The following is a 25,337-nucleotide window of genomic DNA, read 5'->3' on the forward strand; positions in this document are numbered from 1 at the left end:
TTTGCCGTCAAAGCACCTGCCTATGCGCGATTTGCCGCAAGCCAGCTCGAATATTCCTGCATGGTCCGGTCTGCGATGGCCTGCATCGCGGAGGCGGGAACGACGCTCCATGAGTCTGCCGCGGCGCCCGGCACTTTCTCCTGCCCCTGGATACGGTGGAGCCGGTTGCCGGAAGCGTCCAGCACGTCCCAGACATAAAGCACCGTGGTCTCGTTCGCTTCCGAAAGGACCGAGAAATACCCCTTCATCACATAGGCGGCGCCGGGATCGCTGTTCCCGGCAAGCGCGATGCCTAGCGCCTTGGCGTCGTCATTCATGCGATGGGTGAGGGGCGTCACGATATTGACGGGCGCGCCGACGATGGGCGCGATATGCAGCTTGCCCGGCTTCAGCGCCGCGCTGCGCGGGGGCGTGGTTTGTGCGGCCGGGGTTTGGGTGGCCAGAGTCTGGGTTGTCGGTGTCTGGGTGGTTGGGGTCTGTGCAGGCGGAGTCTGCGTGCCTGCCGGTTGCACGGGAGCGACATTGGTCGATGCGGCGGGTTGACCCGATCCCTGAACGTTCAGAGCGGACTCGGTGCTGTTGCAGGCGGCAAGCAGGCTTGTAAGCGCTCCGGCAAGCAACAGCTTCGTCGAAAGATGTGCCTTGTTCATGTTCGGCTTCACACTTTTCAGGATACGCTGTGGCAGCTTTATCGCCGATTGCGCCTCATTTGACAATCATATCAAGAGAATGGCGGGATAATGGCTGGGCGGCGCCATTTGTCGTCAGATATGTCCGGCCGAGCGTCATAGCCGTCTGCGTGTCGGAATCCATGATGATCATATGGGCGAAAAGCGTCATGTCGGGCTGGATGGTTTCCGGGTTCCCGGCATAGAACATCTGCGGGTCCATCCATGACGGCGTGAAGCGCGCGCCGACGGAATAGCCGCAGGCATTGAGACGGTGGCGGGTGAGGCCGTGCGCCTCCATCGTCCTGGCATGGGCGTCGAACACGTCGCCAAAGGTGGAGGCGGGCGTCATTGCCGCTTCCACCGCCTCAAGGGCTTCGCGGGCGGCTTCGTAGAGTTCCATGTGATGGCTGGTCGGCTTGCCCACGATGAGGGTGCGCATCATCGGCGCATGGTAATGGCGGAAAACGCCGGACCATTCCAGCGTGAGCTGGTCGTTTCCGTCCAGCTTGCGACGCCCCGACTTATAGCGGCAGAGCAGCGCGTCCGCGCCGGAGCCGATGATATATTCATTGGCCGGATAGTCTCCGTCGCCAGCGAAATTGGCACTCATCATGGCGGCCAGAATATCCGCCTCGTTCGCCCCGGCCCTGGTCAGCTTGACCGCGGCATCGAGCGCATCGTCGCCAAGTTCGGCGGCGCGCCTGGCATAGGCGATTTCCGCGGGGCTTTTGAGAAGGCGCAGCCGGTCCACCATGCCGGAGGCATCGTAAAGCTTGGCGAAGCTCTGCAATTGCTCGTCGAGCCTGCGGGCATTGGCCCCGGTCAGGCCGTGCGTCTGGTATTCGATGCCGATCCGGGCGCCGAGCAGGTCCTGCTCCGTCAGGATATTGCGCAGGTCAGCCGCCGGATTGGCATTATCGCGGTCCGCCCACACGACGATGTTTTCTATATTGGAGGTCTGGCGCGCCTGCCGCAGATCGGCGGAGCGCGTCATCAGCACCATCGAGCCATCGGCCTTCACCACAAGACACTGGAAGAAGCAGAAGCCGAACGTGTCATAGCCCGTCAGCCAGTACATGCTCTCCTGCGCGAACAGGAGAAGCGCATCCAGCTTTTCCTCTTCCATCTTCAGGATCAGGCGGTCGCGGCGTGCGGCGAATTCTTCCGGCTCGAAGTGAAGGGCCATGCGTGTCTCCCTATTCCTTGATGATGGCTATCGCTGCGATCTGGCGTCCATAGTCGGGTTCCCTGCGATGCGTCGTGCGCCGGTAGGAATAGAACCGGTCCTCGTCGGCATAGGTGCACTGGCGCAGCGCTTCGGCCTGAACGCCCGCACCGGCCAGCCGGTCGGTGATGAACGTCCACAGATCGAACAGCTTGTGATCGGGCTTGTCCGACGGGCGGAAATAGGCGGTATAGGCCGGGTCCCTGCCGATGAATTCGGCATGGAATTCCGGGCCGACCTCATAGTTTTCAGGGCCGATTGCGGGTCCCAAAACCGCGACGATATTCTCGCGTCTGGCACCGAGGCCGATCATGGCTTCGACGGTGTTTTCCAGAACGCCGCCAAACGCGCCGCGCCAGCCCGCATGGGCCGAACCGATGACGCCCGCTTCGTGGTCTGCGAAAAGAACCGGGCCGCAATCGGCGGAAAGCGCGCCAAGCGCAATGCCGGGAACATTCGTCACCATGGCGTCGGCCTTCGGGCGCGGGCCTTGCAGGGGTTCGGTGACATGGATGACATCGGGCGAATGGACCTGATGGACGGTCATGAGGCGATCGGGCGCGACGCCGAGGCTTTCCGCGACGCGGCGGCGATTTTCCACCACCTTTTCCGGCACATCGTTCGAGCCGCTGCCGACATTCAATCCGGCATAGATGCCGTCCGACACGCCGCCCTTACGGGTGAAAAAGCCGTGCGCGATCCTTGTCCCGCCTTGTCCGGCGGGCTTGTCCAGAAGGAGCGAACGGATCGGCTGCGGCATGTCTGTCATCTTGCTGGCTTTCGTAAACGGCGGGATGGTGGGGGAGGCGGGGCGGCTTGTCAATCGAAGCTTTCGCCGTCATGGAGCGGCAAAAGGAATGAGTTTTGTGTCGCAATCGCTGATGGCCAGCACCTTGAACAGCGTTCCCATCTGGTCGGGCGCGGCCAGTCGCTCGACATCGGCGCGGATTTTTTCCTGAAATTCCGCATCGCGGCCAGCGCCGAGCCTTCCGGCGCGGTCGAGCAGGCCCATGGCAAGCAGGAAATCGCCCTGCGTCATGGTTCCGGTCTTGCAGCCGCTGGCCTGCGCGGTCTTTTCCAGGGCATCGAAATCGACATGGCTGGTGAGGTCGGCCACGCCCGGATGGGCGAACACGTCGTCGAAGCTGTGTTTCAGCATGGCTTGCAGCGTATCGCCGAAACCGGCTTCGAGATGGCCGTAATCGATATTGATCGCCGCGCCGTGATTGGCCGCGATATGGCTGGCGATTTCCTGCATCAGCGCGGTGCGCGCAGGTGCTGCTTCGAAAATGCTGCCTTCCTGCGCGTTCGTGTGGCCTGCGGGCAGGAGGGTCGGATCGATGCCGCCCGCGCCGCTCACGAAACGGAACGCGTCCTTTTCGTCGAGCGCGACCAGCCGTTCCATGAAACCTCCGCCGGTCTTGACGAATTGCCGGAACGGGATGGCGTCGAACAGTTCATTGGTGACAAGGATCAGCGGACCTGCGGGCGTTTTCGCGGGAATATCGGAAAAGCGTTCGAACCATTCCACGGTCGCGGGTGCATCGGCCAGTTTTTCCTTTTGCCTTTCGACAAGGCGCGGGCTGGTTTCCACCATGGCAATGCTGGCGGCGCCAAGCATCTGCGGGGAAAGCCTGCCGATGGTGCGCAGCATGTCGCTCATCAGCGTGCCGCGACCGGGGCCGATCTCGCAAAGCACGAACGCGTCCGGGCGTCCGAGCGCTTCCCATTCGCTGACGCACCAGATGCCGATCAGTTCGCCGAACATCTGGCTCACTTCCGGCGCGGTGACGAAATCGCCCTCGCGCCCGAAGGGTTCGCGGGTGGTGTAATAGCCCGCCTCGCGGTCGCCGAGGCAGGCTGCCATATAGTCGGCGACGCTGATCGGCCCGGTGGTGGCGATCATGCGTTTCAGCCGGTCTTCGAGTGTCGTCTCAGGCATTCTTTGCCGCGGCCCGGTTCGCCCGCCACATTGCCCAGAGGCCGATCAGCACCATCGGCACCGAAAGCACCATGCCCATGGTGAGCCATCCGCCGAAGAGATAGCCGAGCTGCGCATCCGGCTCGCGGAAGAATTCCACCGCGATGCGGCTGAGGCCGTAGCCGGTGACGAAGGCCCCGGCAATGAAGCCCGGCTTCTTCAGCTTGCGCCCGACCCGGATGAGCAGGAACAGCACGAAGAACAGCACCAGCCCTTCGAGAAAGGCTTCATAGATCTGGCTCGGATGGCGCGGCAGCGGCCCACCATTGGGGAAATAGACGGCCCATGGAACATCCGAGACGCGACCCCACAGTTCGGAATTGATGAAATTGGCAATGCGCACCACGCCAAGCCCGACCGGCACGCCGGCGGCAATCGTATCGAACATGCTCCACACCCGGATGCCGCGCGAGCGGGCGAAAAGGATCATGGCGAGCGTGGTGCCCAGAATGCCGCCATGGAACGACATGCCGCCGTCCCATACCGCCGGAATGGCGAGCGGGTTGGAGAGATAATAGGACAGATTATAGAAGAGCACATAGCCGATGCGCCCGCCGAGCACGACGCCGAGCGCGGCCCATATGACGAAATCGTCCAGCGCTTCGGGCGCCATCGGCGGCTGGTTGTTGGCCCACAGGCGGTGGCTTCGCAGAAGCTTCTTGCCGTACCACCATGCGAACATGATGCCGACGACATAGCCCAGGCCGTACCAGTGTACCGCCAGCGGCCCGACCGAGAAGATCACCGGATCGATGTTGGGAAAGGCGAGCGCCGATGCGGGCAGCAACGTCGAAATCATGAAATCACTCCATTTTGTGACGGAACATGCTGGACGAAGTTTCGGCGGTCAAGCCGTGATGGGATCAGGGTCAGGACTTATTATTTTGATGAAAATGGCACCTGAAATGACAAGAACTGCAAGGAAAGACGCGAAAAACGGGGTGGTTCCCCCGGTTGAGCGGCTTGACGCCGCAGATCACCAGTCATTTCGGTGTCCGAAGGATGTGGTCCATCCGCCCGGCTACAGCGTTGAAAAGTCTCGAAAATGAACCACATTTCCTTCGCCTTTTCTCCTCGTATCCAGACGGATGGCCTCACACCATTTCCACCAAAATAATAAGTCCTGACCCTAATCACGATTGCAGGCTCGCGCTTGCATCGCAATCGCGACGGCCCTATTTCAAATGCAGCTTTTTCAACAGCTTCATGCGGAAACAGGGAAGATTGCCATGACCAGCGGACAAAACCGGGTTCTCGATGAACTCGCCAAGCTTGTGACGGATGCGGCAGGCGCCGCGCAGGGCGTGCGCCGCGAAGTGGAGACAGCGCTGCGCTCGCAGAGCGAACGCGTTCTCAATACGCTCGATGTGGTGCAGCGCGAGGACTTCGAAGCCGTTCGCGAAATGGCCATCAAGGCGCGCGCGGAAAACAGCGCGCTTTTGGCAAGAATCGAGGCTCTGGAAGCGCGTCTTGCCAAATTCGAAGGCGATTCCGGGAGCAAAACGGCAAAATCCGCATCGTCTTCGGCAAAATCCAAAAATAATCCCTGAATATTTATTAACAGGCCGCAGGCGCTAAAAACCCTTGTCTTAGAATCCCTTAAGGCAAGGGGCGCGGCCGGGCCTCCATATATTTCCACATGCTTTCATGTCTCTTTTTTGAAAAGGGGCTGGCGTTCAGATTCAGCATCAATAGACTGAAAACACTACATGATTCGTAATGCGGTCATGTGGGCGGCGGCGAGAGGCCGAGTGTCGGGTTTCGCGTCTTTCAGGCTGCTTTCCAGTATCAGTTGCGTATGTGCGTGTGCCATTGAGGCGCTTGCATACTGTCAAGTATGCCAGTTCCTCAACCGATCAATTCGTGCCTTTTTCCTGCGCGCACCGTTGCGCGCTGGCGGGTACGGGCGGGCAGATTGTTGCGCGCCGGGAATTAGGAAGCATCTGGGGCAGATGTTTCCCAGAACAGGAAACGGACATGGGCCTTCTTGAGCTTGAATTCGCGCGTGAGGCGCATCCTGTGGATGTGATCGAGCAGGTCGCGCATTCAAACGACTGGACGTTCGAGCGCACTGGCGACGATGAAATCGCAATCTCGGTTGCGGGCAACTGGTCTGACTATCATATCTCGTTTTCGTGGATGGAGGATTTCGAGGCCCTGCATCTGGCCTGCGCGTTCGACATCAAGGTGGCCGAACCGCGCGTCAACGAGGTAATGCGGCTGCTCTCGCTGATCAACGAAAAGCTCCTGATGGGGCATTTCGATCTCTGGCAGCAGGAAGGCGCGATCATGTACCGGCAGTCGCTGCTGCTGGCGGGCGGCGCGGAGCCGACCAGCCGCCAGGTGGAAGTGCTGCTGTCGGCGGCTCTCGAGGCCTGCGAGGCCTATTTCCAGGCTTTCCAGTTCGTGGTCTGGTCGGGTGTCAGCGCGCGCGAGGCGCTGGAAAGTGTGGTGTTCGAGACAGTCGGTCGCGCCTGAGAGCCTGTTCCAAAAGTCGTCCTGTGCGGCTGCAAATGGCAATTTGTCTGCGTTCCGGTGCTCATGTACCCAAAAGTACATTGCGCTCCGGTACTCGAAAATCACCATTTTCGCACACACATGCCGCTTTTGAATTCAGGCTCTCATCCGATAGTGAATGAGTGAGGGGGACGAGAAAATGAGCGAAGCCACGACGATAAGCTGGGCGGATTTCGAAAAAGTCGACATCCGCAGCGGGACCATCGTGGAAGCGGTGCCCTTTCCCGAAGCGCGCAAGCCTGCCTACAAGCTGAAAATCGACTTTGGCGAAAAGATCGGCATCAGGAAGTCGTCGGCCCAGATCACCAAACGCTACGCGGCGGAAGAACTCGTTGGCAAGCAGGTGATGGCGGTGGTTAATTTTCCGCCACGCCAGATCGGCCCGTTCATGTCGGAGGTGCTGACGCTCGGTATGCCGGATGAAAATGGCGACGTGGTCCTCGCAGCCATCGACAAGCCTGTCCCGAACGGCGGCAAGCTCTATTAGAGCGTGGTTTTTGGGTAAACAAGCAGCGGTATCCTTTACCCTCGTCCTTCGAGACGGTTCCTTCGCAAGCTCAGGAACCTCCTCAGGATGAGGGGGCGGGCTTAAAGCGTGTCGCATTCAATCATACTCAGGCGACACGCTTTAAGCTTTTGTTTTTACGCATGTCTTTATCCCATCGAAGCGGGACTAGAAATCAGTCCAGTGGACTGATTTCCCCGCGTAGGCGGTCCCCACTTTTGGGAGACATGCTTTAGTGCTTTTCCGAGAGCAAGGCCGTTTCACGCTTTTGCTGGAAAAGCTCCAGTTGCTCGAAAACGGCCAGATATTCCATGAGTGCGAGATCGCGCAGGTTTTTGGCTTCGTCCACGGATAGCCACTTCAGCTCGGTATGCTCGTTGTTGGCGATTTCAGGCTCTCGGTCCCACCTGCTGACGATATAAATGTGATAGGTGACCGCTTGCGAAACGGGGTCGCTTATCTGCATCAGGAACTCGAAGCTTTGGGGCCTTGTGTTCAGTTCTTCTTCCGTTTCACGAACGAGGGCTTCTTCGAGGGTCTCGTTCTCTTCGACGTGACCTCCGGGAAAGCTCCACAAACCGGGATAGGCCTTTTTATGTTGGCTTCGGCGGGCAAGAAGTATTCCCTTCGGCCCTAAAAAAGTGGCGTTGACGATGTTCGCCATGTCGGAATAGGTCCTTTCGTTACGCCGGAATATGGATGATTGCGCGCAGGCCGCCCGTGGGAGAATCCTCCAGTGCGATGTCGCCGCCGTGGCTTCGCGCAATGTCGCGCGCGATGGCAAGGCCAAGCCCGCCCGTGCCGCCGGAGTCCTGCGTCCGCGCCTCATCCAGCCGGACGAAGGGCTTGAACACGTCTTCGCGACGGTCTTCCGGAATGCCCGGACCGTCGTCGTCCACGATCACCTTCAGCCAGCCATCGGCATGGGAAACCGAAAGCTCCACATTCCGCGCATGGCGGAAGGCGTTGGAAACCAGATTGCTGACAAGCCGTGAGAAGGCGTTCGGACGCACATTGATCTCGCTGTCGCCCACGATGCGGTATTTGAAGCCGCGTTCGCGCAGGCGCGCCTCGTTTTCCAGCTTTTCGCAGAGCTTCGTGACATCAACGTTCGCCGTTTCCTCCGAACCTTCGCCGCGCGCAAAGGCCAGATAGCCTTCCAGCATGGTCTGCATGTCGGCAATATCCTGATTGAGCGGTTCGGTGTCGATGGACTGTCCGGCGAGCGCAAGTTGCAGCTTGAAACGGGTCAGGATGGTGCGCAGGTCGTGGCTGACGCCGGATAGCATGGCGGTGCGCTGTTCGATCTGGCGCTCGATGCGCGAGCGCATCTGGATGAAGGCAATGCCCGCGCGCCGCACTTCCTCCGCCCCGCGCGGGTGAAAACCTTCCGGCATGGGGCGCCCCTTGCCGAAACTTTCGGCGGCCTGCGCAAGCTGCTGGATCGGCTTGATCTGGTTGCGCAAGAAGGCGATGGCAATGATGAGCAGGACAAGCGCCGTGCCGACCATCCATGTCAGGAAGATGCCGGTATTGGAGGCATAGGCCTGGCTGCGGCGGGCAAAGACGCGCAGTACCTTGTCCTCCAGCTTGATGCGGATTTCGATCAGGTCGGAATCGCCCACCGTGTCCACCCAGAAGGGGCGGTTGATCTGGCGCGTGATTTCCTCGCTCAGGAAGTAATCGAGGATGGCGAAGAACGGTTTCGGTCCGGGCGGCGGCAGCGGGTCGGGCGGCAGGATGGAAATATTGAGCGCCAGCCGCTGCTGCGCGATGCGGATCAGGTTATCGTAGCCCGGCTCCTGCGGATAGGTCTCCAGAATGTCGATAATGCCCGCAATGTCGCGCACGACAGCGGTGGAAAGGCGCTCCGTCACCATCTGCCAGTGCCGTTCCATGAACACATAGGCGATCACGGATTGCAGCAGGACCATCGGCGCGATGATGATGATCAGCGAACGCGCATAAAGCCCCTTGGGCATCGTGCGGGCCAGCCAGCGGGAGAATTTTCTCAAGGGCGATTTCATCGTGCCAGGCCCACGCCGGTTGCTTCAAAGGAAAGATCGTTGCGACATGCGCATGGCATTTTCCACGTCCGGCCCAGCCGATATACTGTTTGTACATCGCGCTCCGCGTTATGGGAAAACACCATCTCCAATCGCACCGTCCCGGCTCTGTCGGTTGCTATTCGATGCTGAGCTTGTAGCCGATGCCGCGCACGGTCTGGAGCCAGACCGGATTGGCCGGGTCCTGTTCGATCTTGCGGCGCAGACGGTTGATCTGAACGTCGATGGTGCGCTCGCCGACATCGCCGTCCTGACCGGTCAGTTCGTGGCGCGGGATGGTTTCGCCCGCGCGTTCGGCGAAGATGGCCATGATGTCCTGTTCGCGGTCCGTCAGCTTGATGGTTTCCACGCCCTTCTTCAATTCGCGGCGCGGAATGAAGAACGTATAGGGGCCGAAAACGATCTGCTCGATCTTCGGCTGTGCGGCGGGCGCGCCGCGGCGCAGGATGTTGTTGATGCGCAGCGTCAGCTCGCGCGGGTCGAAGGGCTTCGGCAGATAGTCGTCCGCGCCGGCGGCCAGTCCGTCGATGCGGCTGTCGGTTTCCGACAGGGCCGTCAGCATGAGGATCGGCACATTCTTCTGCTCGCGCAGCGACCGGGTCAGAGAAACGCCGGTTTCGCCGGGCATCATGATGTCGAGGACCAGAAGGTCGAAATCGATGCCTTCCAGCTTGCGGCGCGCTTCGGCGGCGCTTCCGGCCACCGTGACGCGAAACCCGCTATTGGTCAGGTATTGCGACAGAAGGCTGCGGATACGCGTGTCGTCATCCACGACAAGGAGATGCGGCGCGTCGTCCGATAGCGTCTTTTCTTCTTCTGCTGCCATGGCGTGTCTTGATCCCATTTCGATAATTTCGCTTCTAAGCCTGTTCCAAAAGTCGCCATGAGCGGCTGCAAATGCCAGTTCGACTCAAGGTCCGACGCTCGAAAATCACCAGTTTCGCGCGCATGTCGCTTTTCTTCAGCTCTCAGGACCACGGGCTTTTGCCCGATATCCCGGCGCGCATATTACCGGCTCGATTGCGGCACGTCCATGTGCTGGTTTAAAGGATGCGTTTTTATGCAAGCACTTACTGCTACAGTGCGTAATGCTTCTGCCGGAAATGGCTCTCAGGCGAGGGGATCGCCCTTGCCTGAAAATTCATCGATCTGCGTCCGGCGCTCGGGATTGACCATATTATAAAGAAAACGTTCGATCACTTCGCGATCCTGCGGCGCGCAGTCTTCCAGCGCCCGCGCAATGCGCCGCGACTGGGGCAGCGCAAGGGCGAGGGTGAGCTGGCGCCCGCTCTTGGTCGGATAGAGCTTGCGGTGGCGGCGGTCATGCAGGCCGGTCGCCTGCACGACATGGCCGGTATCGATCAATTGCTTGAGCACACGCGAAAGGCTCTGCTTGGTGATGCGCAGGACTTCCAGAAGCTCCGCGACCGTCATGCCCGGCTTGCGGTTGATGAAGTAGAGCACACGGTGGTGCGCGCGGCCGAATCCTATCTTTTCAAGGATAAGGTCGGGGTCGGCGGTGAAATCGCGATAGGAAAAAAACAACAGCTCGATGACGTTGAGGTCGGCAGCCTCTCCCGCCGTCAACGGATTGCTTATATAATTCATATCGTTCGTCGAATTCACGTCGGTGCTCCGTTCTGCTGCGCTGAATATGTCAGTATTGTTGACATAATTCAATCGCCCAGATAATTTTCGATAAGCGTAAGCTGGTTTTTTTGGAACAATGTTCGTGCGTGATGCGTGTTGGAGGAGAGATAATTTCGTCGCCTTCATTTCCGCCGCCTTTAAAAAAGCGGGGCGGCAGGATGAAGACGCCGCAGTTTTCCGGCCTTTGGGAGAATTATTTTCCTTCCATGCGTCCGTTGGCGAGGGGCCGCGCAATATGTTCGCGTGGTTCCCGGTACATTTCGTTCAAAAGGCCGGCGATTACGCGAAACAGGTCGCCATCTTGCCAGTTCTGCCGATTTGACCGGCGAAGATGGGCCGCGGAAGAGTTTGCCCGACCTGCAACCGGATCGAGACAGCGCCGCGACAAATATTGAGGAGCAATAAAATGGCTGCGATTCCATTCGATCAACGGGACGGATTTATCTGGCTGGACGGAGAATTCGTCGACTGGAAAGACGCGAAGATTCACGTCCTGACCCATGGGCTGCATTATGCCAGCGCCGTGTTCGAGGGCGAGCGCGCTTATGGCGGCGAGATTTTCAAGCTCGACGAGCATACGAAGCGTCTGCATGAATCCGCGCATATTCTCGGTTTTGAAATTCCCTACAGCGTGGCCGAAATCAACGATGCCTGCCGCGCGCTTCTCAAGAAGCAGGGTTTTGAGGATGCCTATGTCCGCCCGATCGCGTGGCGCGGCTCGGACTCGCTTGGCGTTTCGGCGCAGAACAACCGCATTCATCTTGCCATCGCCATCTGGCAATGGCCGAGCTATTTCTCGCCGGAAGAGAAGATGAAGGGCATCCGGCTCGATATTGCCGAATATCGCCGTCCCGATCCGCGCACCGCGCCATCGCGCTCGAAGGCTTCGGGGCTCTACATGATCTGCACGATCTCCAAACATGCCGCCGAGGCCAAGGGCTATGCGGATGCGCTGATGCTCGACTGGCGCGGCCAGGTGGCCGAAGCAACCGGCGCGAATGTCTTCTTCGTGAAGGACGGCGCGCTGCATACGCCGACGCCGGATTGCTTCCTCGACGGCATCACGCGGCGCACGGTCATCGATCTCGCCAGACGCCGCGGCATTGAAGTCGTCGAACGGGTGATCATGCCTGAGGAACTGGCGGACTTCTCGGAGTGCTTCCTGTGCGGTACGGCCGCGGAAGTGACGCCGGTTTCGGAAGTCGTCCAGTATCGATTCAAGCCCGCCGAAATCACCAACGCCCTGATGAATGACTATTCGGCGGAAGTTCTGGCCAGACGCGCGGCAGCAGAATGATCGGGTTTTAAACAGAAAAAGAGCGGTTTTCGGGCCGCTTTTTTGTCATTTCATCTGTTATTGTTTGACATTGGAGGGTTTCGGTTCAACATTTCTTGGGCCGGAATAGCGCTATTCCGGTACAACACTCAGACGGGGTGACAATTATGGAAGCTTTACTACCTCTCATTCTCCAGCTTGTCGCTGGCGCGGTCGGCGGCAACATTGCCGGCGCTGCAAAGAATATCAGTTTGGGTACTACGGGTAATACGGTGGCTGGCGGCATCGGTGGCGTCATCCTCGGCCAGTTGCTTCCGATGCTGTCCGGTGGCGGTCTCGATTCCGTTCTCAACGGCGTCGTGGGCCAGCTTGCCGGCGGCGGCGTTGGCGGCATCGTCCTCACGGCCATCGTTGGCCTGATCAAAAACGCGATGGCCTCCAAGGCCTGAGTCCACGCGGCACTGACGCAACCGGCAAGACGAACTGCCGGAGAGGGAAAAACGGGCGGCTGATAGCCGTCCGTTTTTGTTTTTAACGCTTCACCAAAGGGGCTGGGGGGATTAATTGTGTCGGAAACCAGCTTTCCGGCTGCGCGTCAAAACAAATAGATAGAGCGCCGCTCCGATCCAATCGGATCGAAACGCGCTCTACCCGAGTGGAGTAAGACCATGGGGCAATTGCAAGCCATCATCGTTCCCGTCACGCCTTTCCAGCAGAATTGCACCATTCTGTTCGACAGCGAGACGAAGAAAGGGGTGGTGATCGACCCGGGCGGCGATCTCGCCCGCATCAGGGAGGCGATTGAATCCCAGGCGATCGACGTCGAGGCGATCTGGATCACCCATGGGCATATCGACCACGCGGCTGCCGCGCTCGACCTCAAGGAAGCGCTGGGCGTGGAGATTATCGGTCCGCACAGGGACGACAAATTCCTGCTCGACAATCTTGAGGCAACGGGGCTGAAATACGGCATTACCGAAGGCGTGCGCAATGTGACGCCGGATCGCTGGCTCGACGAGGGCGACAAGGTTTCGGTGGCGGGGCATGAGTTCGATGTCTTCCACACGCCCGGTCATGCACCGGGGCATGTCGTCTTCTTCAATCCTGAAGCGCGGTTCGCAATCGTTGGCGATGTGCTTTTCAACGGCTCGGTCGGGCGCACGGACCTGCCCGGCAGCGATCATGCCGCGCTGATGAACTCTATCAAGGAAAAGCTGCTGCCGCTTGGCGACGATATCGGCTTCATCTGCGGCCACGGGCCGGGCGGGCGTTTCGGCGAAGAGCGCCGCTCCAACCCGTTTCTGACCTGACCCTCGAACAAAAAACGCCTGTAGAGCGGTTCCTGTTTTGGCGGAACCGCTCTATCTGTTCGTTTCCATGACATTTCCGGCAAAAGCGTGAAGCGGTTTTGCCGGAAATGCCTTATCAGTTGGCGGAGCAGAAGTGATCGCGTCCGTCATAGCCGCGATAGGTGCCGGTGTTCGGGTTGAACGACCGGTAGCGGTCCGCGCAATACTGATACCAGCCGCGCGTCCATGGCTCATAGCTGGAGCGATAGTAGGTAACCCTACGGGCCGGCGCTGCCGGGTAATAGGCGGGCGGCGGCGGAGGCGGCGCATAGACCGGTGCGGGCTGCACATAGGTTGGCTGCGGCTGGCTCAGCGCGCTGCCGATGAGGGCGCCTGCGGCCAGACCGATCACGCCCGCCGCGACGGCATCGCCATGATTGCGATGGCGCTCGCGGTAATAGGGACGGTCCCAGCCGCCGCGGTGCCAGCCGTGCCGGCCCCAGGAATCCGCCGATGCCGAGGCAAGCGGTGCGGCGATGGCCGCAAGGGATGCAATGCCCAGAATGGCTGTTTTCGCAAATCGGTTCATTTTTCGCTCCTTCAGAAGCCCGACGATAATCCACTGATTAACGTTTTCGACATGAATGGAGGCTGAATGATGGACGGAGCGGGGCAGGCATCGTTTTCCCCGGTAAATTAGCTGCACCGACTGTAATATTTCGCGCCTCAACCCGGTCCCGGCAGGGCCTGCCGCGTAACGGGAGAAAGGCGCGCAAGGGCAATAAAAAACCCCGGCAAAAGCCGGGGCAAAGGTAGGTTATTTTTGTAAACGATCAGCCGGTAACGGTGATGTTTACGGCCTTGGGGCCCTTGCCGCGACGATCCGGCTCCGTCTCATAGGAAACCTTCTGATTGTCAGCGAGGCCCGTAAGGCCCGATGCCTGTACAGCAGAGATATGTACGAAAATGTCCGCGCCACCGTCGTCAGGCTTGATGAAACCGAAGCCTTTTTCGGTATTGAAGAATTTGACCAGTCCGGTCTGTGCCATGGGATCCGTTCCTTTTCCTTGGCGCCACCGCTCCTTCAGGGGGCGGTGGAATTACAACTTCTGCCAAGCGCACCACACACCCGGCAGAGGGTCATGCAGGCAGTTCTCGACATTGGGAAGGAACCGATCATTGCCAAAGGTGCACCTCCGGCCCGGAACTTATAGCGGCCCCGGCACGCCGTTCTTCCAGTCTTCCATTTGTTCGCTGAATGCCCGAACACGGGGAGACTGATCGAAGATGCGGTATTTGGCAAGCAAATTCTTTTGGCAGGCAGATGATTAGTAATCTTTATATCTTAATCGCGCCGATTCTTTAAGAGCTTGTTCCAAAAGTCGTCATGAGCGGCTGTAAATGGCAATTTTTTGCGCTCCGGTGCTCATGTACCTTTTGTACTACTCAAGCTCCGGTACTCGAAAATCACCATTTTCGCACGCACATGCCGCTTTTTGATTCAGGCTCTAACGATTTCGGGAGACTATGCAGGCGCCGCCGGCCGCGCGCAGCTTCGCGCAGATGCCGTTTGCTTCGGCGCGGCTGTTCGCGCCGATCCGCACTGCGTAGATTCCGCGCCTGCCGATCGGTGTGCGTATGCGGCTGATGACCGGGGCGTGGCCTGCAAGCACCGTGCCGAACTGCCTGCGCAGGCGGTTCCACTGGTTGACGGCGGCGCTGCGGCGAAAATTGCCCGCAACCTGTATCCCCCACGGCTTGGGCTTTACGCGGGACATGGGAATGGTTGCGCTGCGCACGATGGGCAGTCTGCGGCAGGCCGCACCAAAATCGAGCTTGGGGTCGAGGGGACGATTCGCTACTTCTTTTCCGGCAGCGAAATCGTCGGCGGGCGCGCCGGTGATATCGAGCACATAGTCCTCGGTTTCGAGCGGCAGGAAGCCGCCGGACCGCATCCAGCCGGAGACGCGCCCCGCCCCGGCATTATAGGCGGCGGCTGCTAGTCCCCAATTGCCGAATGCCTGTTTCAGATCGCGCAGGAAACTCGCCGAAGCCGGGATGGCCTGTTCGATGTCGAAGGGATCGGATAGCCCGCGCTCCTTTGCCGTATAGGGCATGAACTGGGCAATGCCCTCTGCCCCGACAGGGCTGACGGCATTATGGTCGAAGCGGCTTTCCTTCCAGATTAGACGTGCGAAAAAGTCCCTGGGAATACCGTGGGTCTCGGCATTGTCGCCGATCAGCTCGCATATGCGGTTGATGGTGGGGGCTTTTGCGGCGGGCGGCAGGGGCGGGCCATAGACGGGCGGGTTCGGCCCGACTGCGGCCCATGCCATCTGGGGACCGGACGACAGCAAAAGAAGCTGCGAAACGATCAAGATTGCCATGCCTGTCCCGTAACGCTTCATGCCACCTGTTCCGCCCACCCGTGCCGTCGCCAAGGTAACCTAACTTTGGGCATTGTCGATACGATGCTTGTGATTTTGCGCCTGGTAATCAGAATAAAACATAGCCCGGGCCGATTGAAACAAGGTTCTATAAGGTTATGCTTAAGAGCCTGTTCCAAAAGTCGTCATGAGCGGCTGCAAATGGTAATTTTCTGCGCTCCGGTGCTCATGTACCCAAAAGTACACTCCGCTCCTGTACTCGAAAATCACCATTTTCGCACGCACATGCCGCTTTTTGTTTCAGGCCCTAAGACATAATAGGAAGGAGCGCCGACCCGATCGAACCAGATCGAAGCGCGCGCTGACAGGACCTGCCCTTACTATCCGCATTTCTATCGGAAACCGGGTTCATCATGGAGAGGAAAATGCCGTTACATTCATTGATAAGATGGAGTGTCGTCGCGGGTGCCCTGGTGCTGGCGGGCTGCGTCGCGGAGGGCGGGTCGGGCTATCGCCCGCCGGTAAAGCCGGGACCGTCGCAACCGCAAATGTGTCCGATGATCTACGCGCCGGTCTGCGCCGAGCGCGGCGGTTCGCGCAAGACTTTCGGCAATTCCTGCCAGGCGAGAGCGGACGGCTACCGGGTCGTTTCAAACGGCCAGTGCGGATCGCGACCCGGCTCCGGCTGGGGCGGACCGGGTGTCGGGCCGGTGCGCCCGCCGCATCAGGGCAACAAGCCGGGCAGGCCGGGAGCGGGCGCCTGCACCCGCGAATATATGCCGGTCTGCGCACGGCGTGGAAACGACCGGCGCACCTTCGCCAATCGTTGCGAAGCGGAGCGCGCGGGTTACCGAATCACCAATGGCGGTCAGTGCCGCTGAACCGCATTCTGGTGATTTGAGCTTTTTGGGATGAATCTATAGGAATAGATTTGGACATTTCGCCTCAAGGGCAGCCATGCAAATTTGCAAGAGGCGAGATGTTGGATAAGTATTGCAGCGAATTATGCAAAGTGCATGGTGATCTATGATCTTTTTTGGGGGGGGCAAAGTGGGAGCAAAATCAATAAAGTATGCTGATAGTGTGCTCAGCGAAAATGATGAAATAGAGGCGCGGAGCAGTGAGGAGGTAGCGCCTGCGGAATTACGTTTCACTCAAGAGTTGGTTTTCGGTATTGTTGCCCCGATTGGCTCTGGAGCTACGACGGTCGCGAAAATTCTCAAGCAAAAGATCGAAGAGAATTTTGGCTATAAAGCCGATGTTATTAAAATAAGCGAAATTATCAATGAGCGTGCAGAAAGTGTTGGTGAGAACTCTGTAGCTGCTAAAGCTCTTGATCGTGTTGAACGCCTTCAAAGTATGGGAAATAAACTTCGCGAAAAACATTCTAATGATGTTTTATCTATTCTCAGTATTGACAAAATAAATCGATCTCGTACGAATTCGGAAAATGGCGAAGACCGGCGCTTTTGTACGATTATAGATTCATTAAAGAATCCAGAAGAGGTAGCTATTCTCAGGAAGGTATACGGTGATTTATTTTGGCTCGTCGGGGTCTTTTCTCCCGAGCACAAAAGGATAGCACGACTAGAGAAACAAATATCAAGCTCCTCTTATTTGGCTAAAATTAAAGATGCTGACTATGACGAAGGTTCCAATTCGGGTCAATCTGTTCGAAAGACAATGAATTATGCGGATGTTTTCTTTCGGAATGACGACGATAATTTGGATCGAATTGAAGGGTCCGCAGATCGTTTTTTGAACTTGGTGTTTGGTATCGGGGTGCAAACTCCAACCCGCGAAGAATATGCTATGCAGGCTGCGTCCGGAGTTTCCTTAAACTCGGCGTGCCTCTCAAGGCAAGTGGGTGCAGTTATTGTTTCAGAAGCAGGGGAAATCATTGGCCAGGGAGCTAATGATGTGCCTAAGTTTGGTGGCGGAGCCTATAGAGTTGATGATGGAAGCGGCGATCATCGTTGCCACAAATGGCAAGCATGCCAGTGCTGGAACGATCATTATAAAGAGAAATTGTTCGATCAAATAGAAACGAAGCTTGCCCCTGATGGGAATGGTCGAATTAAGGACGATTTAAAGAAGACTGACGTTAAGAACCTGATCGAATTTTCAAGAGCGGTTCATGCTGAGATGGAGGCAATCATTTCGGTAGCAAGGCAGGGAAAAGGTGGCATCATTGGTTCCAAGCTTTTCACGACAACCTTTCCTTGTCACAGTTGCGCTCGTCATATTGTCGCTTCCGGGATACAGTCTGTAGTCTATATAGAGCCCTATCCCAAGAGTTTGGCTCTTACCTTACATTCTGACTCTATCACCACTAACCCGCAAGAAAGCGGAAAGGTTTCCTTCCTACAATATGAGGGAATTTCACCGTCAAGTTTCTCGCGGGTTTATGGATCAAAGCTTGAACGCAAAGAATCAGGTAAGATGAAGAAGAATGCCCCTAAAGAGGCACGTCCTTTAGCGTCACCGCCGTTAGATTCGCTGGTATCACGTGAACAGCTTGTTCTGCTGTCGGTCTTAGAGAAGGAGGGAATGTAGTGGCTCGAAGCGAAAGGCAGATGAGTTTTTTGCTGCCCATAGGAGGGGCTGTACATTCGGCTAACTCACCGAAGGGGCCTAATCAAAATTCAAAAATGAATGATGAAGCAGCACAAAAACGGTATGAGCAGATTAAAAAATCCCTTCAAAATAAGGGTTTGTTGAAATCCCAGTGAGAGATTGCAACAATCTTTCGGGCATTGAACTTTAGCGCCCCGGTCGGCCCGTCTTGCCGGGGCGGCGCTTTTTGCGGGCGGTGTCCGCCGGGTCCTCGTAGGAGCCGATACCGGCGCGTTCGCGGCGGATCGGCGCTTCGCCGCCCGCCGGAATTTCGGTGCGCTTCACCGTCATCTCGTCCAGCGTATTCTTGCGGAACTTCGTCTCCGGCGCCGCAGGCAGGGGGCCTTCATGGCGCGGCTTCGCCATGTCGGTGCCCGGTCCCATATTGTCGAGCGTCGGCTTCTGGAACAGCGACGACCTGCCGCCCGCGTCATCGACGGTGCGGTGCGCCTTGCGCCCGGCATTGTGGCGGCCCTTGGTGCGCCCAGTGACGGGGCTTTCCAGTTCCACTTCGCGCGCCAGCGGATCGTCGGCAATGGCCAGTTCCGTCTCGCGCAGCCGCTTGATCTCGTCGCGCAGGCGCGCCGCCTTTTCGAAGTCGAGATCGGCGGCGGCGTCGCGCATCTGCTTTTCCAGATATTCCAGATGGGCGGTGAGATTGTTGCCCATCATCGCGCCCTCTTCGGCAAAGCCGGAAATATCGGCGCGAACATGGTCGCGTTCGTAGACCGAATCCAGAATGTCCGAAATATTCTTCTTCACCGAGGCCGGCGTGATGCCGTGCTCTTCATTATAGGCTTCCTGCTTCTCGCGGCGGCGACTGGTTTCGTCCATCGCGCGCTGCATCGAGCCGGTGATGTTGTCGGCGTAGAGAATGACCTTGCCGTCGACGTTACGCGCCGCACGGCCAATCGTCTGGATGAGTGAGGTTTCGGAACGCAGGAAACCTTCCTTGTCGGCGTCGAGGATGGCGACGAAACCGCATTCGGGAATGTCGAGACCCTCGCGCAGCAGGTTGATGCCAACCAGCACGTCGAAAGCGCCAAGCCGCAAGTCGCGGATGATCTCGATGCGCTCCAGCGTGTCGATGTCGGAATGCATGTAGCGCACACGCACGCCTTGCTCGTGCAGATATTCGGTGAGGTCTTCGGCCATGCGCTTGGTCAGCACCGTGACCAGCGTGCGGTAGCCCTTCGTGGCCGTGTCGCGGATTTCGCCCAGCACGTCGTCGACCTGACTTTTGGCGGGACGGATTTCCACCGGCGGGTCGATCAGGCCGGTCGGGCGAATGACCTGTTCGGCAAAGACACCGCCCGCTTCTTCCATTTCCCAGCCGCCGGGCGTCGCCGAAACCGCGATGGTCTGCGGACGCATGGCGTCCCATTCCTCGAAGCGCAGCGGGCGGTTATCCATGCAGGACGGCAGGCGGAAGCCATATTCGGCCAGCGTGGCCTTGCGGCGGAAGTCGCCGCGATACATGCCGCCGATCTGTGGTACGGTGACATGGCTTTCATCGATGAAGACGAGGGCATTGTCGGGGATATATTCGAAAAGCGTTGGCGGCGGCTCGCCGGGATTGCGCCCGGTCAGATAGCGCGAATAGTTTTCGATGCCAGCGCAGGAGCCGGTGGCCTCCAGCATTTCGAGGTCGAAGGTCGTGCGCTGGTCGAGGCGCTGCGCTTCCAGCAACCGTCCGGCACGGGTCAGTTCGTCAAGGCGGTGCTTCAGCTCTTCCTTGATCGACTTGATCGCCTGATTGAGCGTCGGGCGCGGCGTGACATAGTGCGAATTGGCGTAGATCTTGACCGATTTCAGGTCGCCGGTTTTCTGGCCGGTGAGCGGGTCGAATTCGGTGATGGTTTCGATCTCGTCGCCAAACAGCGAAATGCGCCAGGCCCGGTCCTCAAGGTGAGCCGGGAACAATTCGATCGTATCGCCGCGCACGCGGAACGAGCCGCGCACGAAATTGATGTCCTGCCGCTTGTATTGCTGCGCCACCAGATCGGCCAGAAGCTGGCGCTGGTCGAGCCGGTCGCCGATCTTCATCTCGAAGGTCATGGCGGTATAGGTCTCGACCGAGCCGATACCGTAGATGCACGACACGGAAGCGACGATGATCACATCGTCGCGTTCGAGCAGCGCGCGGGTGGCCGAGTGGCGCATCCGGTCGATCTGTTCGTTGATCGAGGATTCCTTCTCGATATAGGTGTCCGAGCGCGGCACATAGGCTTCGGGCTGGTAGTAGTCATAGTAGGAGACGAAATACTCGACCGCATTGTTCGGAAAGAAGCTCTTGAACTCGCCATAGAGCTGCGCCGCAAGCGTCTTGTTCGGCGCGAGGATGAGCGCCGGGCGCTGCGTCTGCTCGATCACCTTGGCCATGGTGAAGGTCTTGCCCGAACCCGTCACGCCGAGAAGAACCTGCGTGCGGTCCTGATTTTCCAGCCCTTCCGCCAGATCGCGAATGGCCGTCGGCTGGTCACCGGACGGCTCGAAACTAGTTTCCATCTCGATGGCGATGCCGCCTTCGGATTTTTCGGGCCGGACCGGGCGATGAGGCGTCCAGAGTTCGCCGTTCTTGAACAGCGGATTGCCGGAAGCGATCAGGTCCGAGAGGGCCTGAACCGTCGCCGTCGCACCGGAGGGGTTGAGCCCGGCGGCGTCTTCGAGGCTGATGTCGAGGCCAGCAACCGGGTTAAGCCCGGCCGCCGCGCGTTCCTTCGCCGAAGCCGCGCCGCCCATGGAGGTGCCGCGTCCTGTGCGCGACGCTTCCTTGCTGCGCTCGGGTATCTTCTTTGGTGTCTTGGGGGCCGTTCGGGAAGCCTTGGCGCGGGGCTTTGCCGCCTCGTCACCGATTTCCTTCGCCCAGTCGGCGATCGAGCCGGAAAGCGGCGTGCCGGAAAATTCAGCCTGTGGCGCTTCACCGAAGCCGCCAGCCCTGTCGTGCGAATCCCGGGAGTGTTTGTCTTTTGAGGAAGCCATGGTCCCAATATGGAATTTCGGCGGGCAAATGAAAAGAGCGCGCCGTGGAAATCCGGCGCGCTGTCGTGTCTCTGTGATGTTCCTCCTGACAGGAGGCTGTCAGGAGGGTGGCGCGTCAGCGGCGCTCGCGCACAAGCCTGTGGTCGCGACGGAAGTTGTTTGGACGATGGAAATCCGGGTGGTCGTTCCAGCGCGGGCCCGGTCCCCGGCGATAGGATCGGCAATTGCGACCGATGCAGCCATTGTTGATGACGGTCGGACCACGGCCCCAGCCACCCCGATCGTAGCGGTCGTAATAACGGGGTCCGCTATTGGCGACGGCCGCACCGATGGCCATGCCCGCGATCAGCGGTATGCCGACAGAGGCGGCGGTGGAGCCGAAATTGTCGTCGTTCGTGTACGCGCCGCCGGTTGTCTGGATCGCGATATAGCGCGAGGAAGCCCAGCCGGACAATCCGCCATAGCTGACCTGACACCAACCGTAGCCATCCGAGCAGCCGGCGACTGAAACGCCGACGCCATTGGGAATGCTGCCCAGGCTTCCATATTGGGTTCCCGGCCCGGAACGCAGGTTTACCGTCGTTGTTACGATGGCATTTGCCGCTTCGGCATTCGTTGCAAATAGAATTGCTAATGTAGCAACTGCTGATTTAATTATATTCCGCATTATGTTGACCCCAGTTACATCGACCTCGATGCATGAATATCATGGGTTTGTCCGTATTTCTTCAAATTTATTTGCGCGATGTTGTTATGATTAATAGGTCTCAAGCAAAGTTTCGTAAATGACTAGCGATCCAGGATCGAAGGACAAGCTCTTTTCATCGCCGCGAGCCTGTTACATACTCCGAAGCGACTCTCTCGTGTCTGTTCCGGTGCCTGCCGGTTTTGAAGTCAGACACTCAAACGTTGAAGGAACCCATGTCGATGAGTAGCGATGGTACGCCGAAGGGTATGCTGACATTGCGCGTGCCGGCCATGCCGAAGGACGCGAATGCGGCATTCGATATTTTCGGCGGCTGGGTTATGGCGCAGATGGACTCCGCTTCCGGCATTCGCGCCGCGGAGCGCGCCAGGGGCCGCGTGGTTACGGCGGCGGTCCGGGAAATGTCTTTTGCCAAGCCAGTGAAGATCGGCGATGCGCTTTGCGTCTATACGGAGATCACGCGTGTGGGCCGCAGCTCCATCACCTTGCGCGTCGAGGCGTGGGCGCAGCGCTATCTGACCCAGCAGATGGACCTCGTTACCCATGGCGAATTCGTCATGGTGGCGCTGGATGACGAGGGCAAGCCGACGCCGGTGCCGGAAGAGTGAAAACCGCTTTCAGGCCCGGCTCCCGCCGGGCTTATTTGCAGGCGCGGTAGCCGCTGCGTCTTTGCATCAGGTCGAAATGGAAGTGGTCGGCATGTTCGCGGTTATAGCCGGGGCCGAGCACCGTCGTGAAATAGCCGCAGGCGTCGGATCGCACCGTGTTCAGCAGGCCCTTTTCGCGAAAGGCGAAGAAGCCGGGCCTGCGAACCGTTATATCCTTGCCGTTGTTGAGAACGATACGGGTGACGTCGATGGCGTTGCCGCGTGAATGTTCCGACATTTTCGCGCCGCGACGATTGTTCATCGTGCGGCAGGAATAGCCGCCCGCATTGTAGATCGTGTTCACGCCGGAGAGATAGCGCAGGCGCGCGGCGGGCTGGAGATCGCCCTTGATCCAGCGGGCGAAGGTTTCCGTCACCTGACAGTTGAGCGTTGCCGCCGGTTTGAAGGCGATGGAGCCGCTGTTGAAGCCGGATACCTCGATCGGATTTTCGATGTGGCAGGAGCTGCTGCGATAGATCGCCGGTTTTTCCGTGAAGACGACGCCGAGCCGCTTGAGGCGGGTTCGGCAGGCGGCTTCCGAATTGGACATGGCGTAGATGTTTTCAGCCGCGGTCACGGGGTTCTGGACCGGGGCCGCGAAACCGTAATCCTCCGAATATCGAGGCTGGCTGCGCGGCAGGGATTGCGCGACGTGGTTTTCCTCCTCCTCGGCAAGACCGACGATGCGGTCTTCCTCCGGCGCGGCCGGGGCGCTTGCAACCTGCGCGACGGGCGCGCTCGGAACCATGATGTCCGAACTGCCGACATCGGCCTGCGGGCGCGGCGCGCGCTCGCCGGAGCAGCCGGACAGAAGCGCCAGCAACAACAGGGACGGCGCGAGGCGCGACAGGCGCCGAGGGTGTTTTCCGGCGCGGGCGGGGCGATTTTTGGAACAGGCTTTGAAACTCATGCCCATGCCTCTTCTTCAGGGGGGCCAGACCGGCGGAATTGACGGTTTTCCGGCATATTAGCGGCCAAGCGTAAAGGAAGAGTCAGTGGCCCGGTTAAGGACTGTGGCACAATGGAGGCGGCGGTGAGAGCCTGAATCAAAGGGCGCGGATGCGGACTGATGCGAAGGCCCAATTACAGAATTGGCAAAATCCCGCCTTTGTTCTATGTCGCTTGCAGCGGCTGAGGGCCAGGCCGCCGACAGCGCCATCCTCCCGGTCCCCAAAGTCGCTTCCATGTCAGCACTGATTTCACCAAGCGTCCTGCCGATCCTGCTTCTCATCGGCTCCAACGTCTTCATGACCTTTGCCTGGTACGGGCATCTGAAATTCACCAACACGCCGCTGGTGATGATTATTTTCATCAGTTGGGGCATTGCGCTGATCGAATATTGCATGGCCGTCCCGGCCAATCGCATCGGACACGCGGTCTATTCGGCGGCGCAGCTCAAGACCATGCAGGAAGTCGTCACGCTGGTGATCTTCAGCCTGTTCTCGGTGTTCTATCTCAAGGAAGCCTTCACCTGGCATCACCTGCTGGGCTTTGCCCTGATCGCAGGAGGCGCGGCACTGATCTTCAAGGGCTGAAAGCCTACTCCATCGCCTCAGCCACCCGCTCCATTCCGGGCCTGGGCTTCCAGAACATGGGAACCAGCTCGACCGCAAGCATGGCGGTGAAAAGCAGGCTGCAACCGACAAATCCGGTGAAGGTGAGGCGGTCGCCAAGGAAGATCGCGCCGAAAAGCGCGGCAAAAAGCGCTTCCGAAGACAGGAAGATCGCGGCCTGCGCCGAGGTGGTGTAACGCTGCCCGATGGCCTGTAGCGTGAAGGCGATGCCGGACGAAAAGACGCCTGTGAACAGGATTTCCTTCCAGGTGAGCGTGATGGCGCTCCAGTTGAAATCCTCGACCATGGAAGCGATGAGGAGACCGGCGGCGGCGCTTGTGGCGAACTGGACGCAGCTCAGCGTGACGGGACGTCCGGCGCGGTTGGCCCGGCCGATCAGGACGACCTGCAAGGCCCAGAAGACCGCGCCGCCGATGACGAGCCAGTCGCCCTGCCTGAGCGCGGTCAGGGCGCCGCCCGAAAGCAGGAATATCCCCGCCAGACATGCCGCCGCGCTTGGCCACACCACCGGATGCGGCCAGTTGCGGAACAGGACGATGCCGATGACCGGCACCATCACCACGTAAAGCCCCGTCAGAAAACCTGCATTGGTGACGGATGTGGTGATGAGGCCGATCTGCTGGAGCGCCAGCCCGGTAAACAGCGCGAGACCGATCACCATGAAATAGAGATAATCCGACCGGCGGAGGCGGCTGGAGGCCTGACGCCCTTCGGCAACGGCCCAGGGCAGGACCGTAAGGGAGGCGATGGCGGAACGGACGCCAATGAACAGAAACGGGCCGATGCTGGCCATGGCGGTGGACTGCGCCACGAAGCCCATGCCCCAGATGACGCCCGCCAGAAGGAGCAGTAGGTTGGCCTGTACGCGGGTCATCATTGCCTCGTTTTGCAGTGCGTCTTTGCGGGAAATGCCTGAAAATCTATAGTCAATATTGCCGGAAAGCGGCAAGAGGCCATTCCATCGTGCGACGTTGAGAGCCAGGGCCAATCGCCGTTCAGGGTCTGGAGCGTGCCGCGCCCGAACTCCAATTCTCAACAGGCCTTAATTTTTCCGAGTGAAATACGTTACGGAAATGCTATAGTTCCATGAAGGGTTATTCGAACGGTTCCGAGGCGGATGCTTCGGTGACCGTTTTCTTTTTGTGTCTCGAGGGCCGTGTCGCCTTCGAAAAGCGCCTCGCACAATCCAAGCATCGCGCGAGGTGAGGCGGGCAAACCAAACTGCCGGCGCGGCTGGCCTCCGGG

27 protein-coding genes are annotated in these 25,337 nt (G+C 59.0%); 11 read left to right on the top strand and 16 right to left on the bottom strand.

What is annotated here, in order from left to right:
- Positions 1-20: 20 nt before the first annotated feature.
- The 5 genes from FHS76_RS11985 to lgt all read right to left on the bottom strand — a co-directional run bounded on the left by FHS76_RS11985 (position 21) and on the right by lgt (position 4,676).
- Complete coding sequence (locus tag FHS76_RS11985) at positions 21-650, bottom strand: hypothetical protein (RefSeq protein ID WP_183652612.1); 630 nt, start codon at positions 648-650, stop codon at positions 21-23.
- Positions 651-705: 55 nt separating this feature from the next.
- Positions 706-1,857, bottom strand: a complete 1,152-nt coding sequence (locus FHS76_RS11990; protein ID WP_183652615.1) for a M24 family metallopeptidase — start codon at positions 1,855-1,857, stop codon at positions 706-708.
- Between the two features lie 10 nt (positions 1,858-1,867).
- Positions 1,868-2,665 carry a peptidoglycan editing factor PgeF gene (gene pgeF / locus FHS76_RS11995; RefSeq protein WP_183652618.1) on the bottom strand — a complete coding sequence of 266 codons (798 nt, stop codon included), beginning with the start codon at positions 2,663-2,665 and terminating at the stop codon, positions 1,868-1,870.
- 69 nt (positions 2,666-2,734) lie between these two features.
- Positions 2,735-3,838: a class I SAM-dependent methyltransferase gene (locus FHS76_RS12000; protein WP_183652622.1), complete on the bottom strand. Its 1,104-nt coding sequence runs from the start codon at positions 3,836-3,838 to the stop codon at positions 2,735-2,737.
- A complete protein-coding gene (lgt, locus tag FHS76_RS12005; protein ID WP_183652625.1) occupies positions 3,831-4,676 on the bottom strand; it encodes a prolipoprotein diacylglyceryl transferase in 846 nt (281 codons plus the stop codon). Before lgt ends, FHS76_RS12000 begins: the two co-directional genes overlap by 8 nt.
- 430 nt (positions 4,677-5,106) lie before the next feature.
- On the opposite strand from lgt, the gene FHS76_RS12010 reads away from it, so the two are divergent.
- From FHS76_RS12010 to FHS76_RS12020, 3 genes are all read left to right on the top strand, one after another.
- Positions 5,107-5,427 carry an accessory factor UbiK family protein gene (locus tag FHS76_RS12010; RefSeq protein WP_183652628.1) on the top strand — a complete coding sequence of 107 codons (321 nt, stop codon included), beginning with the start codon at positions 5,107-5,109 and terminating at the stop codon, positions 5,425-5,427.
- Positions 5,428-5,854: 427 nt separating this feature from the next.
- The gene (locus FHS76_RS12015; RefSeq protein WP_183652631.1) at positions 5,855-6,355 is read left to right on the top strand and encodes a type III secretion system chaperone family protein; all 501 of its coding nucleotides are present in this window, start codon (positions 5,855-5,857) and stop codon (positions 6,353-6,355) included.
- Between the two features lie 178 nt (positions 6,356-6,533).
- A complete protein-coding gene (locus tag FHS76_RS12020) occupies positions 6,534-6,881 on the top strand; it encodes a tRNA-binding protein (RefSeq protein WP_183652634.1) in 348 nt (115 codons plus the stop codon).
- Between the two features lie 250 nt (positions 6,882-7,131).
- Here the strand turns inward: FHS76_RS12020 and FHS76_RS12025 are convergent, their stop codons facing one another.
- The 4 genes from FHS76_RS12025 to FHS76_RS12040 form a co-directional block, all read right to left on the bottom strand.
- Positions 7,132-7,563: an NUDIX domain-containing protein gene (locus FHS76_RS12025; RefSeq protein WP_183652636.1), complete on the bottom strand. Its 432-nt coding sequence runs from the start codon at positions 7,561-7,563 to the stop codon at positions 7,132-7,134.
- 19 nt (positions 7,564-7,582) lie between these two features.
- The gene (locus FHS76_RS12030; RefSeq protein ID WP_183652639.1) at positions 7,583-8,926 is read right to left on the bottom strand and encodes an ATP-binding protein; all 1,344 of its coding nucleotides are present in this window, start codon (positions 8,924-8,926) and stop codon (positions 7,583-7,585) included.
- Between the two features lie 157 nt (positions 8,927-9,083).
- Positions 9,084-9,791, bottom strand: a complete 708-nt coding sequence (locus FHS76_RS12035) for a response regulator (protein ID WP_183652642.1) — start codon at positions 9,789-9,791, stop codon at positions 9,084-9,086.
- Positions 9,792-10,075: 284 nt separating this feature from the next.
- Complete coding sequence (locus FHS76_RS12040; protein ID WP_183652645.1) at positions 10,076-10,591, bottom strand: MarR family winged helix-turn-helix transcriptional regulator; 516 nt, start codon at positions 10,589-10,591, stop codon at positions 10,076-10,078.
- A gap of 100 nt (positions 10,592-10,691) precedes the next feature.
- On the opposite strand from FHS76_RS12040, the gene FHS76_RS12045 reads away from it, so the two are divergent.
- The 4 genes from FHS76_RS12045 (at position 10,692) to FHS76_RS12060 (ending at position 13,201) form a co-directional block, all read left to right on the top strand.
- A complete protein-coding gene (locus FHS76_RS12045) occupies positions 10,692-10,937 on the top strand; it encodes a hypothetical protein (protein WP_183652648.1) in 246 nt (81 codons plus the stop codon).
- 84 nt (positions 10,938-11,021) lie between these two features.
- Positions 11,022-11,912 carry a branched-chain amino acid aminotransferase gene (locus FHS76_RS12050; RefSeq protein ID WP_183652651.1) on the top strand — a complete coding sequence of 297 codons (891 nt, stop codon included), beginning with the start codon at positions 11,022-11,024 and terminating at the stop codon, positions 11,910-11,912.
- A 146-nt stretch (positions 11,913-12,058) separates the two neighbouring features.
- Positions 12,059-12,340 carry a hypothetical protein gene (locus FHS76_RS12055; RefSeq protein ID WP_183652654.1) on the top strand — a complete coding sequence of 94 codons (282 nt, stop codon included), beginning with the start codon at positions 12,059-12,061 and terminating at the stop codon, positions 12,338-12,340.
- Positions 12,341-12,559: 219 nt separating this feature from the next.
- Positions 12,560-13,201, top strand: coding sequence for an MBL fold metallo-hydrolase (locus FHS76_RS12060; RefSeq protein WP_183652657.1), 642 nt, complete (start codon positions 12,560-12,562; stop codon positions 13,199-13,201).
- A gap of 115 nt (positions 13,202-13,316) precedes the next feature.
- Here FHS76_RS12060 and FHS76_RS12065 read toward each other — a convergent pair whose 3' ends face one another.
- From FHS76_RS12065 to FHS76_RS12075, 3 genes are all read right to left on the bottom strand, one after another.
- The gene (locus FHS76_RS12065) at positions 13,317-13,769 is read right to left on the bottom strand and encodes a BA14K family protein (protein ID WP_183652660.1); all 453 of its coding nucleotides are present in this window, start codon (positions 13,767-13,769) and stop codon (positions 13,317-13,319) included.
- Between the two features lie 244 nt (positions 13,770-14,013).
- Positions 14,014-14,229: a cold-shock protein gene (locus tag FHS76_RS12070; RefSeq protein ID WP_010659637.1), complete on the bottom strand. Its 216-nt coding sequence runs from the start codon at positions 14,227-14,229 to the stop codon at positions 14,014-14,016.
- A 459-nt stretch (positions 14,230-14,688) separates the two neighbouring features.
- Positions 14,689-15,567 carry an SPOR domain-containing protein gene (locus FHS76_RS12075; RefSeq protein ID WP_407924992.1) on the bottom strand — a complete coding sequence of 293 codons (879 nt, stop codon included), beginning with the start codon at positions 15,565-15,567 and terminating at the stop codon, positions 14,689-14,691.
- 425 nt (positions 15,568-15,992) lie between these two features.
- Here FHS76_RS12075 and FHS76_RS12080 point away from each other — a divergent pair, with 425 nt between their 5' ends.
- Both FHS76_RS12080 and FHS76_RS22725 read left to right on the top strand, forming a co-directional pair.
- On the top strand, positions 15,993-16,448 hold the full coding sequence (locus FHS76_RS12080) for a Kazal-type serine protease inhibitor family protein (protein ID WP_183652664.1): 456 nt from the start codon (positions 15,993-15,995) through the stop codon (positions 16,446-16,448).
- A gap of 169 nt (positions 16,449-16,617) precedes the next feature.
- Positions 16,618-18,123: an anti-phage dCTP deaminase gene (locus tag FHS76_RS22725; RefSeq protein ID WP_183652667.1), complete on the top strand. Its 1,506-nt coding sequence runs from the start codon at positions 16,618-16,620 to the stop codon at positions 18,121-18,123.
- Between the two features lie 207 nt (positions 18,124-18,330).
- Here the strand turns inward: FHS76_RS22725 and uvrB are convergent, their stop codons facing one another.
- On the bottom strand, positions 18,331-21,165 hold the full coding sequence (gene uvrB / locus FHS76_RS12090) for an excinuclease ABC subunit UvrB (RefSeq protein WP_183652670.1): 2,835 nt from the start codon (positions 21,163-21,165) through the stop codon (positions 18,331-18,333).
- Between the two features lie 115 nt (positions 21,166-21,280).
- A complete protein-coding gene (locus FHS76_RS12095; protein WP_183652673.1) occupies positions 21,281-21,832 on the bottom strand; it encodes an SH3 domain-containing protein in 552 nt (183 codons plus the stop codon).
- Between the two features lie 260 nt (positions 21,833-22,092).
- Between FHS76_RS12095 and FHS76_RS12100 the strand changes: the two genes are divergently transcribed.
- The gene (locus FHS76_RS12100) at positions 22,093-22,479 is read left to right on the top strand and encodes an acyl-CoA thioesterase (RefSeq protein ID WP_183652986.1); all 387 of its coding nucleotides are present in this window, start codon (positions 22,093-22,095) and stop codon (positions 22,477-22,479) included.
- A gap of 31 nt (positions 22,480-22,510) precedes the next feature.
- Here FHS76_RS12100 and FHS76_RS12105 read toward each other — a convergent pair whose 3' ends face one another.
- Entirely contained in the window at positions 22,511-23,428 is a 918-nt protein-coding gene (locus tag FHS76_RS12105; RefSeq protein ID WP_183652675.1) for an extensin-like domain-containing protein, read from the bottom strand.
- Positions 23,429-23,702: 274 nt separating this feature from the next.
- Between FHS76_RS12105 and FHS76_RS12110 the strand changes: the two genes are divergently transcribed.
- Positions 23,703-24,053: a DMT family protein gene (locus FHS76_RS12110; RefSeq protein WP_183652678.1), complete on the top strand. Its 351-nt coding sequence runs from the start codon at positions 23,703-23,705 to the stop codon at positions 24,051-24,053.
- Positions 24,054-24,057: 4 nt separating this feature from the next.
- Here FHS76_RS12110 and FHS76_RS12115 read toward each other — a convergent pair whose 3' ends face one another.
- A complete protein-coding gene (locus FHS76_RS12115; protein WP_183652681.1) occupies positions 24,058-24,966 on the bottom strand; it encodes a DMT family transporter in 909 nt (302 codons plus the stop codon).
- Positions 24,967-25,337 lie beyond the last annotated feature (371 nt).

Origin of the sequence: Brucella daejeonensis (assembly GCF_014199265.1) — a bacterium.
GTDB classification, from domain to species: Bacteria; Pseudomonadota; Alphaproteobacteria; order Rhizobiales; family Rhizobiaceae; genus Brucella; species Brucella daejeonensis.